Source organism: Pedobacter sandarakinus, assembly GCF_026240095.1.
Taxonomy (GTDB): domain Bacteria; phylum Bacteroidota; class Bacteroidia; order Sphingobacteriales; family Sphingobacteriaceae; genus Pedobacter; species Pedobacter sandarakinus.
In genome coordinates, this window is sequence record NZ_JAPIVG010000006.1 from 178,893 (window position 1) to 193,769 (window position 14,877).

Consider the following 14,877-nt stretch of genomic DNA (forward strand, 5'->3'; position numbering starts at 1 on the left):
TCCATTCCCTTTTTTTATGTTTGCACTTACAAACTACAAAACTTTAATGGGATTATTATTAAACTACCTGAAGAGCCACAAATGGATTGTGGCCTTAGCATTATTGCTTGCAGGCTTAAATATTGGTTTTTCTCTAATGGACCCGCTCATTACCGGTAAAATTTTAGATCGTTACATCAACAAAAAGGATAACCTAACTTATGCCGAATATCTTTGGGGATCTGTTGGTTTAATCGGATTAGCAATCGGGGCGGCAATGATTTCCCGTATTGCCAAAAACTTTCAGGATTATTTTACCAGTGTAATTGTGCAAAAAGTTGGGGCCAAAATGTATGCCGATGGATTGCAACATTCCCTAAAATTACCTTATCAGGTATTTGAAGACCAGCGTAGCGGAGAAACTTTGGGAATTTTACAAAAAGTTAGATTAGACTCTGAAAAATTCATCACCGCATTTATTAGTATTTTGTTTGTAAGCCTAATCGGGATGGTTTTTGTAATTGTTTATTCCTTTACTGTAAGCTATAAGGTTACGCTGGTTTATTTCTCTGCCATTCCGATTATCAGTTTCGTTAGCTGGTTTTTAAGTAGAAAGATTAAAACGATCCAACGATCTATTGTTGGTGAAACTACGGCATTAGCTGGCTCAACAACAGAATCATTAAGAAACATAGAACTGGTTAAGAGTTTGGGCTTGGCCGACCAGGAAATTGACCGTTTGAATAAAACAACGTATAAAATATTAGGGCTTGAACTTAAAAAGGTGAAATATGTTCGCAGTATGAGTTTTGTACAAGGCACTACCGTAAACTTAGTACGCAGTACGATGGTATTGGTGCTGTTGCTCTTAATTTTTGACAATACAATATCTGCTGGCCAGTATCTTACATTCTTATTTTACTCATTCTTCTTATTTGGACCATTGCAAGAACTTGGCAACGTAATTTTAGCTTGGCGTGAGGCTGAAGTTTCATTGGGTAATTTCAGAAAAATCTTAAGCAAACCAATTGACCAAAAACCCGTTAATCCGGTTTCCATAGAGAAAATTAAAGATTTAACCTTTGATTCCGTTGGTTTCAAACACCAAACCGCAAACAGAAACGCATTAGAAAACATCTCATTTAAAACATCTAATGGCCAAACCATCGCTTTTGTTGGCCCATCTGGGTCGGGGAAAACTACCTTGGTAAAGCTATTAGTTGGATTATATCAACCAAAAGACGGCCAGATTTTATACAATGGAACGCCAAGCGATAATATTGATCTGGATGCGCTGAGAGAAAAAATTGGCTTCGTAACGCAAGATACGCAGCTATTCTCTGGCACAATAAGGGAAAACCTATTATTCGTGAATCCAGCGGCTACAGATGAAGAATGTTTCAAAGTACTTAACCAGGCCGCTTGCCAAACACTTTTGGCCCGAGCCGAAAAGGGCTTAGATTCTCTGATTGGCGAGGGCGGTGTAAAGGTATCTGGCGGAGAGAAACAACGCCTATCTATTGCAAGAGCTCTACTTCGCCAACCAGATATTCTAGTGTTTGATGAGGCTACATCCTCTCTAGATTCCATTACAGAGGAAGAAATTACAAACACCATCAGGAATGTTTCTGACTTGACGGATCATATTACTATTTTAATCGCACACCGTTTATCGACTATAAAACATGCCGATGTTATCTACGTATTAGAAAAGGGGCAGATTATAGAGCAAGGTAAACATGAAGCCCTTATCGCACAAAATGGCCTATACCAAGCCATGTGGCGCCAACAAATTGGCGAAAGGATTGTTGAGGTTTAATAAACTTCATATTTATGTTAATGGCACAGATAGATAGTAATCAAATTGGTATTGTAATCATCATTGCAGGAGTGCTCTGGCTTGCCCTTATTTTAACAGCGCTATACCATCTTTCCCGGAGTACCTCGATGAGTTTTTTGGTGAAGCTGCTCTGGTTTATTATTATCTTAATGGCACCCTTCCTGGGTTCTATTATTTACCTTTTCTGGGGGAAGAACAGAAATTTTTAAGGCATAACTGCTACTCTAACAGAACTGTTTGTTTCGAGGGGCTAGCAATATTGCCAGGCGTTAAATAGCGTATTGTTATCAAAGTTTTACAGCCTGTTCGTTAATATCCTGCAAGCTGAGTTTGGTTAATGATTTGGTTTTCATCCAAGTGATAAAAGCAATTCCGATGGTCATGCTCCCCCCAAAAACCACCGCAGGAACTAAACGCATATATTTTGCTGTTAACCCAGATTCGAATTCTCCAATCTCGTTAGAGGAACCAATAAACATGCTATTTACTGCCGAAACTCGTCCACGCATTTCATCTGGTGTAAGCAGTTGCATAATGGTTTGTCTTATGACTACACTCACACTATCGAATGATCCCTCTAAAAACAAAAAGAATAAGGTTAGGTAAAAGTTTTTAGATAGGCCATAGCAGATTATACTTAATCCGAAACCGGTTACCGCTATTAGCAAGTTGCGCCACGGCTTACCCATTGGCGAAAAAAGAGTCATCAGTAACATGGTTAAAACAGCTCCAAAAGATGCTGCACCACGCATCATCCCCAAACCAAAAGATCCCAGGTGAAAGACGTCTTTAGCAAAAATGGGCAAAAGCGCTACGGCGCCGCCAAAAAACACTGAAAACAAATCCAGGCTCATTGCCCAAACCATCATTTTCGTTTTAAAAACGAAATTTATTCCTTCCTTCAAACTATAAAAAATATTTTCCTTTGGGATAAAAGTTGAAGGGTGCTTTTTAAGTGTGAGGATGCACAACAATGACACAGTAAGCAAACAAACAATCACCGCATACGCAGCTGTTATGCCATAACGCCAGTTTACTATACCCCCTACCAGCGGGCCAATAATAGTGGCCAATTGCCAGCTGCTGCTACTCCAGGTACTGGCATTTGGGTATAGTGATTTAGGTATAAGCTTCGCCATTAGTGAAAAGGTTGCCGGACCGAAAAACCCCCTGGCTAAGCCGATACAAAATACCAAACCATACATTAATAAAACAATCAGATCTTCCTTTAAGTGTAAATATTTGCTGGTGATAATCAGCATGATTACAGAAGCCAACCAAACTCCTGAAAATATTTTGATCAACAGCCCTCGCTTTTCACTCTTATCAGCAATATAGCCTCCGTACAATGCTATTCCGATGGCCGGAATGGCCTCACATAAGCCAACTAAGCCTAGTTTTAATGCGTCATGTGTAAGATCGTAGATATGATATCCTATTACTACAGCCTGCATCTGATAGGCGAGGGTAAAGAAAAAGCGCATTCCTAAAAAAGAGCGGAATTCTTTAAAACGTAAAGCTGCTAGTGGATCGGCGTTTCCGCTTAAGTGGTTTGATGATGAAGCTGACACAAGTTTTTTTCGCAAAACTAAGGCTTAGAAAAGAATTTATACTGTCGATTTTGGCGAACCACGATAAACCTTACGCATAAATGATATTATGAGATTTTATCTAAAGAAATTCCACGAGCTAATTTTTGCAAATGCGCCTTTAAAACGGCATGTTCTGGTTTTTCCAATTGGGGATCAGACTCAAAAATTTCAATTACGGTGTTACGGGCCTCCGACAAAATAATTTGGTCAGTTGCCAGGTCTGCCAATTTCAAATCAAGCACCCCACTTTGCTGCGTTCCCGAGATATCGCCTGGTCCACGAAGTTGTAAGTCGATTTCCGAGATTTCAAAACCATTGTTTGTTCTTACCATGGTTTCCAGGCGCACTTTGCCTTCTTTGCTTAGTTTGTTTCCGCTCATTAAAATGCAGAAGGATTGTTCAGCGCCCCTACCTACACGTCCACGCAGCTGATGAAGCTGAGACAGACCAAATCGTTCAGAATTTTCGATTACCATAACCGATGCATTGGGAACGTTTACACCTACCTCGATCACCGTGGTAGCCACCATGATCTGACTTTTGCCATCGATGAATTGCTGCATTTCAAATTGCTTATCAGCATTGGGCATTTGACCGTGAACAATGCTAATCTGGTAATCAGGCCGGGGAAACTGGTAGCTTAGTTGTTCTACTCCTGCTTCCAAATGCAGAAGATCTAGTTTTTCGCTTTCTTTAATAAGCGGATAAACAATATAAACCTGCCTTCCTTTAGCAATCTCCTGCTTCATAAATCCGAACATCCTTAGCCGTTGGCCTTCGTATAAGTGACGTGTTTCTATGGGTTTTCTTCCGGCAGGCAACTCGTCAATCATAGAAACATCCAAATCTCCATACAATGTCATAGCCAGCGTTCGCGGAATTGGGGTAGCAGTCATCACCAAGATATGTGGCGGAATAACATTTTTACGCCATAGTTTTGCCCTTTGTTCTACGCCGAAGCGATGTTGTTCATCTATAACCACTAAGCCAAGGTTCTTAAACTTCACTTTATCTTCAATAAGTGCATGCGTGCCGATTAAGATGTCAATCTGTCCATTCTCTAATTGTTCGTGCAAAACAGTTCGGTCTTTCTTTTTGGTACTTCCGGTAAGGATGGCCACTTTAACCAAATCATCATTAACCAATTCTGTTATCGAGGCATAGTGTTGTCTTGCTAAAATTTCGGTTGGCGCCATCATACAAGCCTGGCAGCCGTTATCATTGGCCAAAAGCATGCTCATCAACGCTACGGCAGTTTTACCGCTACCCACATCACCCTGTACCAGTCTATTCATTTGTATACCACGTTGCGTGTCTAATCGAATCTCTTTAACCACACGTTTTTGGGCATTAGTAAGTTCAAAAGGTAAAAACTCCTTATAGAAGCGGTTAACTTTCTCGCCAACTTTGTCGAAAATCATTCCTTTAAACTTCAATTGCCGCAATTGTTTGTTATGAAGCATTTGCAGTTGAAGGAAAAACAATTCCTCAAATTTTAACCTTCTTTGCGCAGCATTTAAATCTTTTTGGTTTTTAGGAAAGTGGATGTTGAGTAAAGCCAACCTGCGACCTGGCAGCTGATACTTATCCAAAATATAGGGCGGCAAATTTTCTTCAACCTGTGCAACTACCTGGTCTAGCAAACCCGCAATTAATCGCTGGATACCCTTAGAATCTAAAGTAAATTTTTTAAGCTTCTCTGTTGAATTATAAACCGGCTGTAAGGTTAAATTCCCTCTACCAACTGGTCTGTTTTGATACAATTCCATTTCTGGATGAGAAATGCTAAAAGTGCCATTAAATAAACTAGGCTTACCAAAAGCAACGTAGGCTGTTCCAATAGTAATATGATCATCAACCCATTTCAAAGATTGAAACCAAACCAATTCCATTTGCCCGGTTTCGTCTTTAAATACGACAACGATTCTTTTCGCCCGCTTATCGCCAACAACTTGTTTACTAACAACCCGGCCTATAATCTGAATATAGGAAGACTCTAAGCCAATCTGGTTTATTTTAAAGTATTTTGTTCGGTCGATATACCTGAAAGGATAGTAAGTGAGCATATCCTGAAAAGTGAACAACCCCAGGTCTTTTTTCAAAACATCTGCACGACTTGGCCCTACGCCCTTTATAAACTCAATAGGTGTATTTAATATCGAATTATACAAAATTTATGCTTTTTTGTAAACAACACGTTTTAGCAATTGTACATTAAAAATAACGATCGACAATAGCAAAAGCAAATAAGCAAAAAGTTGGTGCATATCTATCACTTCGCCAAAGTAAAAAAAGGCAACTGCAAACGCCACAATCGGATTTAAATAGATTAAGATGCCAAGTGCTGAAGACGGCATCCCCAGCAAAGCATAAGCATTTAGAAAAAGTGGAATGATGGTGAAGAAGATAGCAATTAGAAAAATATGAGTCCAAAACACACCATCCATTGGAAATGGTTTCGCGTTGATGAAATACAAAGGTAACATTAATATGCCAGACAGGATTAACTGCACCCCAAGGAAGTTAAATTTATCTACTCCCTTAATTACTTTGAGTACAATAACATACACAGCATAAAATGAAGCGATTAAGATGGCCCATAAAACTTCGTGTAATGATCCGGTGGCCAACCAAATTATGCTGATTAATGCAATACAAAGTGCAGTTACCTTATATCTTGTCAGCGATTCTTTTAAGATGATAAATCCGCATAGGGCGGTAAGTAAAGGGCAAACCATATAAGCAAATGCCGCAGCTTTTAAACTTACACTATTAACGGCATAAATATAGGTAAACCAATTGCCAGTAATAAGGAAAGCTGCCAGGATAGTCAATAATAGTAATTTCGTACGCTCTGGCTTGGAAAGCGCTTTAAAAAAATCTACATCATTACGGAAAGCAGATCTTCTAAAAAGCAGAATGGTAGCCCATACCATTATAATGGAAATAAATATCCGGTAATAGAGAATTTCTTGAGGAGGAAAGCCTTTAATGTTTCGTAATGGGATAGACATTGTTCCCCAAATAATATACGGAATAATGCCCGCTAGGAAATACCTGCTTTTACTGGCTGCCAAAATTATGCTACAATGGCAATAACCGAAATTTCTACATTAACATTTTTTGGGAGTACCGAAACCTGAACAGTCTCTCGAGCTGGAAATTCAGCTGTAAAATACTGTCCGTAAATCTCATTTACCTGAGCGAAAGTACCCATATCGCTCAAAAAGATGGTAGACTTTACTACATTGTCAAAACTTAATCCAGCCTCTAGCAATACAGCTTTTAAATTGCGCATTACCTGGTGTGTTTCTTCTTCTATATTTCCAATGTTCAATTCGCCACTTTCTGGGTTAATAGCTACCTGGCCAGATACGAATAAGAAATTCCCAGCTTGCACAGCCTGGCTATATGGCCCGATTGGTGCAGGCGCATTGGTTGTTGTAATAATTTTTTTCATAATAGATCTGATTATTTAGCCAACCATTGGATGACCTTATATATAATTCCGGCTAGAAAAATAGTTATGGCTAATGCATTAATAAAATGCATAATTTTTAAGTTGATATTACTTGGCCTATTTGGATCTTTTCTACGGAAGAAGTACATGATACAAACTTAGCTAAAAAGCGCAACAATGGAAATAAGGAGCAAAAAAAAAGTCTCGATTTGCATCGAGACCCTTTATATTTTATATTGAAATACTAGTTTCTAGCAGTTTCAACACGACGGTTTTGGATACGACCTTCTTCAGTATCGTTAGAAGCGATTGGATTTGCTTCACCATTACCTTTAGTAGCAACTTGACTAGCGTTAACGCCAGAGTTTACTAAGTAAGTTTTAACAGAGTTAGCTCTGTCTTTAGATAATTTCATGTTATATGCAGCAGTACCTTCGCTAGAAGCATAACCGTTTACAGTTACTTTACCACCGTTTTCACGTAACACTGAAGATAATTTATCTAAAGTTGGATAAGATTCAGTTTTTAATACTGATGAGTTGAAGTCAAAACCGATTTTCTCGAAACCTGTCATGTCAGTACCCATAGCTGGAGCTGTTTCCATTTTAGGAAGTGGACAACCAGAACCATCAACAGCTGTACCAGCAGGAGTACCTGGGCATTTGTCGAATTGATCAGCAACACCGTCACCATCAGTATCTTTTTTCAAATCTTCAACAGATTTCTCTACGTTAGATACACGATTTTTTAAAGCTTCAACTTCTTGACGTAAAGTTGGATCTTTTAACTCATCATACATTGTAGCTAATGGGTTAGACCACTCTAAGCTTGGTTTTGCAGAAGAACCTAAAGAGAACTCTAAACCAGCATAACCGTAAGAGAATTTATCTTTAGTAGTACCTTTTGCATAAACACCATCAAAGTTATCAGCATCAACAAAGTTCATAGTGTAACCTAAGTTAAAGTTAACACGCTCAGAAACTTTGAATTTAACACCAGCACCAACTGGGATATAGAAACCTTTGATATAATCTTTAGCTTCGTGTCTATCATCAATCGGACCAATTGCTTTACCTTTCCAGTCGATTACAGTTCCGTTAGTCATTGTAACTTTTGGAGCATAAGCTAAATAACCAGCACCAGCAGTTAAGAAGAAACCAACAGCATTCTCACGACGTAAGAAATCGATAGAACCAACGTTAACAACACCGCGTAAATCTACTGCATATTGTAATTCAGTTTCGAAATCTCTAACAGTACTTGTAATACCTTCGTTAGATCCAGAAATTTTACCACGTACACCAGCTAATTCCAATGCAAATGAGTGACCTAATTGTTTACGGATGTTTAAACCGTAACCTAAGTTAACATCCCATTTGTTGAAGTCGTTAGAACCGCCAATAGCAACAACCGGAGCTAGAACACCACCGTTAACACCAATTGACCAAGTTCTGTACTGTCCTCTTCCACCAAATACCTTGGTTGAAGAAGTAGTTGCAGGAGCGTCTTGAGCGACAGCAAGAGTAGCAACTCCTGTTAATGCCACTAAAGAAAGCGCAACACTTTTCTTTAAAGTAGAATAATTCATAATTTTTTTTCTTTTTTAAGGGTTAAACAATTTTAATTGATTAATTTTTTAGTAATCGCAAAATTAAACAAAAATTTAAATTTTCAAACTTTTATACAAACTCCGTTCCAAACTTCTATACAATTAATCATTTTCTTACATTTGGCCATTCCCTCGTATAAAATACAATTAATATGAAATACCCTCAAATTGATCAGTCACTTTTCATCTTAAACAGAAAAAACTTCAGCAAAATGCTAAAGCGCAATTCGTTAGCTATATTTAATGCCAACGATGAGTTTCCTAGAAGTGGCGATCAAAACTTTATTTTTAAGCAAAACCCCGACTTATTTTATTTAACTGGTATCGATCAAGAAAAAACGATCTTATTGCTATATCCTGATTGTCCTAATCCCCTGTACAGGGAAGTCCTATTTTTAAGACAGACCAATGATTATATAAAAGTTTGGGAGGGATATAAATACACCAAGGAGCAAGCTAAAGGCACATCTGGCATTACCAGCATCTTTTGGTTAGAAGATTTTGATAACATTTTACACAGCATAGTTCATTACGCAGATTTCATCTACCTAAACACGAACGAAAATGATAGATATGCACACACTGTGCCTTATTCCGATATTCGCTTCATAGATCAAATGCGTAGTAAATATCCGTTGCACCACTATGAACGTTCTGCCCCAATAATGCGTGGTTTAAGGGCCGTAAAATCTGACATTGAGGTAGAACTTACCCAAAAAGCCTGCTCAATAACGAATGATGCTTTTAAGAGAGTGCTTAAATTTACAAAACCTGGCGTTAAAGAATACGAAATTGAGGCCGAAATTATTCATGAATTCATTCGTCAGGGTGGAACTGGCCATGCCTATACGCCAATTATTGCATCAGGACATAACGCCAATATCCTGCATTATAATGACAATAACCAAACCTGCCAGGCAGGTGATGTTATACTGTTCGATTTCGGTGCAGAATATGCCAACTATAATGCAGACATGTCGAGATCAATTCCCGTAAGTGGTCGCTTCACATCAAGACAAAAAGATGTGTATAATGCTGTGTTAAAAGTAATGAAAGAAGCTACCAAGTTATTGGTTAGCGGAACCATCTGGAATACCTACCATGAGCAGGTGGGCGAAATCATGACCGAACAACTTGTGAACCTAGGTTTAATTTCTACCAAAGATGTACAAAACCAGAATGAGCAATACCCTGCATATAAAAAATACTTTATGCATGGCACTTCTCATCATTTAGGGATCGATGTACATGATTTCGCAGGCAGATATACTCCTTTCGAAGCAGGAAATATTCTAACGGTAGAGCCGGGAATTTATATTCCTGAAGAAGGTTTGGGAATCCGTTTGGAAAATAACATTTTGATCACTTCAACTGGCAACATCGATTTAATGGCAGATATACCACTGGAGGTAGATGAAATAGAAGATTTTATGAATACATAAAATATTTTAGAATAATGTAGGCCCTTTCCATAGAGAGGGCTTTTTTTTATCTCATTTTTTGTGAAACTGTTCATGTTTTAATTGGTTGATTTAAAAAACGCTATCACTATTGTTAACTAAATAACCAACCTTATGGAAAAGCGAAATTATCAATCATTAATCCAAACGCTGCTAAATTGCGCTATGGCGTGCGAGCACTGCGCCACTTCATGTTTAAAGGAAGACGATGTAAACATGATGGCAAACTGCATAAGGCTTGATAGGGACTGTGCTGACCTTTGCCTATTGGCCGCTAGATTATTGGAAAGGGATTCGGCAATTGGAAAGCAATTTTTATTGCTTTGCGAAGAAATTTGCAGGCTTTGTGCGGAAGAGTGTAGCCAGCACCAGCACGAACACTGCAAGCAATGCGCCAGCGCTTGTATCACTTGCGCAGATGCTTGTCACAGCGAACACGAGCCAATCGACCAAAACTAAAATCAAAAGGGTTACAATAAAAATTGTAACCCTTTTGATATTAAATAATTGCTTTATCTACTGCGCTGGAAAACTGAAATTAAACGTTCCTTGCTCGCTCACTCCCGACATGTAAATCATGCCATTCCTGGTTTGAGGTAGTGCTTTCTGAACATCTGCTACACTACTAACAGGTTGTCCATTAATTTTAGTGATAATTAGTCCTTTCTCAACACCAATATTGTCAAACGCCTTTCCGGTGGTCACAGAAGTCACCACAACTCCGCTATTAATACCCAGCTTAGTTTTTTGAGCTGGAGATGCTGGTGCAAAGGTTGCACCTAATTTAGAAACTTCAACGCTTTTTGCTGTAGTGTTATTAGCGGTTAAACCCACGCTAGCTTCTCCCTTAAGTGTTACAGTTACATCTTTTAAAGCTCCTGCTCTTAAAATACTCAACTTAACCTTATCTCCAGGATTTAGTCTACCAATTCTTTCTTGTAAATCTGGCGAATCGTTAATCACGTTCCCATCAACCTTTTTAATAATATCTCCTTTTTGTATCCCTGCAGCAGCAGCACCGCCACCTGCAACAACATCACTCACGTATAAACCGCTTACCTCTGATGTTTGGATTCCTTCTGGTTTATCCTCACCACTTAAAGGGAAGAAGTTAACTCCAATATATCCTCTTTTCACGGCGCCATATTTCATAAAATCGTCTACAATTTTACGTGCTAAGTTAACAGGTATTGCAAAACCATAACCTTGGTTGTAGCCACTTTGCGATGCAATTGCTGAATTAATCCCTACCAATTCCCCATTTGCATTTACCAAAGCACCCCCACTATTTCCTGGGTTAATAGCTGCATCTGTCTGTATAAATGATTCGATACTTGTATTAGCTGGTGCCTGAGGTCTTTTTCCTGTACGTTGGTACTCTCTGTATTCCTCTTCGGTAATTTCGTTGCCTTGCTGTTCTCTGCCAATGATTCCAATACTCCTATTTTTCGCACTCACAATACCAGCTGTTACCGTAGTTTGCAAATCCAAAGGAAAACCTACTGCCAAAACCCACTCACCAACCTGCACATTATCAGAATTACCCAACTTTACTACTGGCAAATTGGTAGCATTAACTTTAATAAGCGCTAAATCAGTATTTGGGTCTCTACCAATCACTTTGGCTTCTACCTTGCGTCTGTCTGTTAATACCACTTCCACTTTTTCGGCGTTTTCTACCACGTGGTTATTGGTTACAATGTACCCATCCTGACTAATGATTACTCCAGAACCAGACGCTGCTCTTGGCTGGCGTTGCATTTGGCGACCACCGCCTCCAAAAAAGTCATCAAACATATCGAATGGCGAAGAACCTTTACTGCTACCACCAGAAGATGCGTATGTAGTTTTAATGTGAACAACACCGGGCGCCACTGCTGCTGCTGCTTGTGTAAAATCTGCTGTACCTGCAGATGAAATCTTAAGTGGATTATTCGCAAAATACAAATCCTGTTTTTCAGAAATAGTACTGCCTACTTGGTTACGCTCAAATAGTTTGTAACCTCCAATTGCAGCTGCTCCACCTATAAAAGCAGCTAACATGGTAATTCCTAATATTTTTTTCATGTGTTTAAATATTGTTTTAAATACCCGATTAATTATAAGCCCGTTTGCTAGCGAATTGTTTGGGTTACTATAATCTTTCGTGTCTGTTTAAATATAAATTTGCAAGAGCATCATATTCCTTTGTTTTAAGCAGAACGCTCCAGCAGTTTTTTCTGCTTAAATATTCTTTTGTAATTTTAGTCAAAATTAATACCATATCAACGATATTTGCATAACTAAAGCATCTACATCCTTGTTAAAAAATGTTAAATGAAATAACATCGGACGTTTCAAAAGCTTAGCAAATCAAATATTGCATAAATAAATGAAGTTTGTATGAACATCAATTTCTTCAAGTATCAAGCCAACGGAAACGATTTCGTGTTAATCGATCATACCAAAAAACCAATAGAAGACATTGATAACGAGGTTATTGCAAAATTGTGCGACAGGAGGTTTGGTATTGGAGCAGACGGGCTAATGTTTATTACCAGCCACCAACAATACGATTTCGAAATGCTGTACTTCAATTCCGATGGCAATCTTGGTAGCATGTGTGGCAATGGTGGCAGGTGTATCGTTGCTTTTGCAAAGCATCTCGGACTTATCAATCGCGAAACAAACTTTTTGGCAGTAGACGGCCCGCATTATGCCAGAATTTCAGAAACTGGCAACTGGGTAGATCTACAAATGATTGATGTAGATAGCATTACACAAGACGGACATGCATATGTCTTAAACACAGGTTCGCCCCACTACGTTACATTGCAAAATCAAGTGAAAGATATAAATGTATTTAACGAAGGAAGAAAGATTCGCTACAACCACATTTACAACGATAAAGGAATTAATGTAAACTTTGCTGAAGAAAAGGACGATCATCTTTTCGTTCGCACTTACGAGCGTGGCGTAGAAGATGAAACGTTCGCCTGTGGAACGGGCGTAACTGCTGTTGCCTTAGCAATGGCCAAACATAAAAACCTAAATGGCCATATTAAAACTGCGCTTAAAGTATTGGGTGGAGATGTTCAGGTAGAATTCGATTACAACCAGAACCAGTTTACCAATGTTTTTTTATGCGGACCAGCCAATTTGGTTTATCAAGGACAAATAAAATTATAACGTTAAGCTTCTTTTTGGAAATGAGCAGACTGCTGTATATCGCGGCCTGCAGCCCCGCTATTTGCTCCAATCTTTTTATAAGCAATTAAGTGCAACTTGGTACGCAAATATCTCAAATTAAAATGCTACGAGCATCAGTATCAGTGCTAAACAAAACATTGCTATAAAAAGTATTTCCACACTATCGGGTTTATCATCAAAGGTCTTTAGCCTTTTCCAAAACCCCAAACTGCTAAAAGCCTAAATAGTGTAACTTATACACTAATGCTCGCTATTTTTGGAGATTTTTAAACACACTTTTACCTAACGAGTGTACATTATATCGAAGAAAATATCGCCTCTTTGACTCTGTCGCAATTAATTTACACATCTTCATAACGATAGGCGAACTTGCAAAAAGTCTATCTATCAGTCAATTAAGTCACATTTTGCCAAATCTTTTAGACTAAAATAAATCAATCGATTGATTAAATGACAGAAATTGGACAGTCTGCCCTTTTATTAGGCGCTATTTTTGGGCTCAGATCCGATCATTGATATCGTGTTCGATATTGGTTAACCAGAAAAAAATTAATACACAAATACCCCCATGAGAAAAGTTACAACTCTCTATTTCGGCATAGGCATGGCGCTACTTCTAGCATCTTGCGGAAATAATGATGAAGCAAAAAAAGCTGCCGCTGCAGCAGCTGCCGGTCCGCAGGCATACCCCGTTTTTACTGTGCAAGCACAAACAACAGAACTAAATTCCGATTATCCAGCAACCATAGAAGGTATTCAAAACATCGATATTCGTCCAAAAATTGATGGCTTTATTCAGAAGATTTTTGTTGATGAGGGTGCGGTGGTTAAAAAAGGGCAGCTGTTGTTTACCATTATGGCCCCACAATACGAACAGGAAGTTAGAACAGCAAGAGCAGCTATCAGCAGCGCTGAAGCCGATGTTAATGCTGCCCAGCTTCAGGTAAATAAAACCCGTCCACTTGTAGAAAAAGACATTATTAGCAAGTATGATTTAGATGCAGCGGTGCTAACCTTACAAAGCAGAAGAGCAGCATTGGCACAGGCTAAAGCTACACTTGCAAATGCGCAGGTAAATTTGGGCTATACTTCCATAACAAGTCCTGTTGACGGTATTGTTGGCAGTATCCCATTTAGAACAGGTAGTTTGGTTAGTGGTTCTAGCACCGAACCGCTTACTACGGTTTCAAATACATCAAAAGTTTATGCTTACTTCTCATTAAACGAAAAGCAATTACTAGATTTTTCTAAAACTTACCAAGGAAATACTTTAGCGCAGCAGATGAAAAACATTCCCCCTGTTAGTTTGGTATTGGCCGATGGAAGCGTATATGCATCCAACGGAAAAATAGAATCTATCAATAGCCAGATTAACACTAACACAGGTTCTGCAAGCCTAAGGGCAACATTCCCAAACCCAGTGGCCCTATTAAAATCTGGCGGAAGTGCATCCGTTAGGGTACCTCAAAAAGTAGAAGATGCCATATTAGTACCGCAAAAGTCGACAATCGATCTTCAGGGTAAAAAATTCGTTTACGTGCTAGGCGATTCTGCGAAAATCGTTAGTACAGAAATCGAGATTATGGATTTGGCCAAAGATAAATTCTACGTCGTAACTAAAGGAATAAAAGCTGGCGACAAAATCGTATTAGAAGGATTTCAATCGCTAAAGGATGGTGTAAAAATCAAACCAGAAGAAAAAAGTGCCGACTCGATTTATGCTGACATTAAAAAATAAATAGGCCCAT

Annotated in this window: 13 protein-coding genes; 6 read left to right on the plus strand and 7 right to left on the minus strand. The window is 38.7% G+C overall.

All coding sequences use genetic code 11. From position 1 onward, the window contains the following. Window positions 1–46: 46 nt before the first annotated feature. Together OQ268_RS16265 and OQ268_RS16270 are read left to right on the plus strand one after the other, a co-directional pair. Window positions 47–1,798: an ABC transporter ATP-binding protein gene (locus OQ268_RS16265; protein WP_265857684.1), complete on the plus strand. Its 1,752-nt coding sequence runs from the start codon at window positions 47–49 to the stop codon at window positions 1,796–1,798. Window positions 1,799–1,818: 20 nt separating this feature from the next. Beyond that, on the plus strand, window positions 1,819–2,028 hold the full coding sequence (locus OQ268_RS16270; protein ID WP_265857685.1) for a PLDc N-terminal domain-containing protein: 210 nt from the start codon (window positions 1,819–1,821) through the stop codon (window positions 2,026–2,028). A gap of 78 nt (window positions 2,029–2,106) precedes the next feature. On the opposite strand, the gene OQ268_RS16275 is transcribed toward OQ268_RS16270, so the two are convergent. From OQ268_RS16275 to OQ268_RS16295, 6 genes are all read right to left on the minus strand, one after another. Beyond that, the gene (locus tag OQ268_RS16275) at window positions 2,107–3,390 is read right to left on the minus strand and encodes an MFS transporter (RefSeq protein WP_265857687.1); all 1,284 of its coding nucleotides are present in this window, start codon (window positions 3,388–3,390) and stop codon (window positions 2,107–2,109) included. 86 nt (window positions 3,391–3,476) lie between these two features. Further along, complete coding sequence (gene recG / locus OQ268_RS16280) at window positions 3,477–5,582, minus strand: ATP-dependent DNA helicase RecG (protein ID WP_265857689.1); 2,106 nt, start codon at window positions 5,580–5,582, stop codon at window positions 3,477–3,479. 3 nt (window positions 5,583–5,585) lie between these two features. After that, window positions 5,586–6,488: an EamA family transporter gene (locus tag OQ268_RS16285; protein WP_265857690.1), complete on the minus strand. Its 903-nt coding sequence runs from the start codon at window positions 6,486–6,488 to the stop codon at window positions 5,586–5,588. A gap of 2 nt (window positions 6,489–6,490) precedes the next feature. Further along, on the minus strand, window positions 6,491–6,871 hold the full coding sequence (locus OQ268_RS16290) for a RidA family protein (protein ID WP_265857692.1): 381 nt from the start codon (window positions 6,869–6,871) through the stop codon (window positions 6,491–6,493). A gap of 11 nt (window positions 6,872–6,882) precedes the next feature. Next, window positions 6,883–7,020 (minus strand): DUF6728 family protein, encoded by a 138-nt coding sequence (locus OQ268_RS17895; RefSeq protein WP_323670599.1) that lies wholly within the window; start codon window positions 7,018–7,020, stop codon window positions 6,883–6,885. A 95-nt stretch (window positions 7,021–7,115) separates the two neighbouring features. Next, window positions 7,116–8,459 (minus strand): OmpA family protein, encoded by a 1,344-nt coding sequence (locus OQ268_RS16295; protein WP_265857694.1) that lies wholly within the window; start codon window positions 8,457–8,459, stop codon window positions 7,116–7,118. A 173-nt stretch (window positions 8,460–8,632) separates the two neighbouring features. Between OQ268_RS16295 and OQ268_RS16300 the strand changes: the two genes are divergently transcribed. Then, window positions 8,633–9,922, plus strand: a complete 1,290-nt coding sequence (locus tag OQ268_RS16300; protein ID WP_265857695.1) for an aminopeptidase P family protein — start codon at window positions 8,633–8,635, stop codon at window positions 9,920–9,922. A 183-nt stretch (window positions 9,923–10,105) separates the two neighbouring features. After that, window positions 10,106–10,399: a four-helix bundle copper-binding protein gene (locus OQ268_RS17900; RefSeq protein ID WP_265857754.1), complete on the plus strand. Its 294-nt coding sequence runs from the start codon at window positions 10,106–10,108 to the stop codon at window positions 10,397–10,399. Between the two features lie 57 nt (window positions 10,400–10,456). Here OQ268_RS17900 and OQ268_RS16310 read toward each other — a convergent pair whose 3' ends face one another. Continuing rightward, window positions 10,457–12,007 (minus strand): trypsin-like peptidase domain-containing protein, encoded by a 1,551-nt coding sequence (locus OQ268_RS16310; RefSeq protein WP_265857696.1) that lies wholly within the window; start codon window positions 12,005–12,007, stop codon window positions 10,457–10,459. Between the two features lie 315 nt (window positions 12,008–12,322). Here OQ268_RS16310 and dapF point away from each other — a divergent pair, with 315 nt between their 5' ends. Beyond that, a complete protein-coding gene (gene dapF / locus OQ268_RS16315) occupies window positions 12,323–13,108 on the plus strand; it encodes a diaminopimelate epimerase (protein ID WP_265857697.1) in 786 nt (261 codons plus the stop codon). A 589-nt stretch (window positions 13,109–13,697) separates the two neighbouring features. After that, window positions 13,698–14,867 carry an efflux RND transporter periplasmic adaptor subunit gene (locus OQ268_RS16320; RefSeq protein WP_265857698.1) on the plus strand — a complete coding sequence of 390 codons (1,170 nt, stop codon included), beginning with the start codon at window positions 13,698–13,700 and terminating at the stop codon, window positions 14,865–14,867. Window positions 14,868–14,877: the final 10 nt, after the last annotated feature.